The 500-nt window shown below is 69.0% G+C and carries 1 protein-coding gene; it reads right to left on the bottom strand.

The window, feature by feature from the left end; genetic code table 11:
• The coding region (locus J0A65_RS25600; RefSeq protein WP_206597025.1) for an Ldh family oxidoreductase at positions 1–329 on the bottom strand (329 nt) is incomplete at its 3' end.
• Between the last annotated feature and the right edge of the window lie 171 nt (positions 330–500).

Below are 500 nucleotides of genomic sequence, written 5' to 3'. Positions count from 1 at the left end.
ATGGCGGCGATGCCATTGCGCCGCGCCTTCTCGGCCAGCAGCGGCAGGCCGGCGGCGAACGCCAATTGCGAGAAGCCGCCATGGGCATCGACGCGCACCAGCGCAGGCGCCGGCTCGAACACCTCGGGTTCGGCATCGGCCACCGCCTTGCCTGATTTCAGCGTGCGCACGATGCCCAGCAGGCGCCACAGGCCATGGGACGTGCAGCCATCGCGCTCGCCGGCGGTCACCGTGGCGGCGATGGCCTGAACGAAGGCGGCGCTGAAACCGGCATGGCGAAGGATATCGGCGGCCAGCTCATGGGCCTCGGCAAGGGTCAGTCGGGTCATATCGGGCTCCTGGCAGTCAGCCCGTTACAGTGGCCCGAACAGGCCCCGCCCGCTTGATCGCTTTACCCAGGCAGCATGCCGAATTCGGCACACCGCGCGGCGTCAGGCGGCGTGGCGTTGGTTCGTCTGCAGATCCGGGAAGTCCGCCAGCTCACGCTGCAGCTGGCACTG

The sequence above is a fragment of the Bowmanella yangjiangensis genome (assembly GCF_017255015.1).
Taxonomy (GTDB): domain Bacteria; phylum Pseudomonadota; class Gammaproteobacteria; order Enterobacterales; family Alteromonadaceae; genus Bowmanella; species Bowmanella yangjiangensis.
The sequence above is the reverse complement of the archived record's forward strand: the minus strand, read 5'-3'. Positions and strand labels throughout refer to the sequence as shown.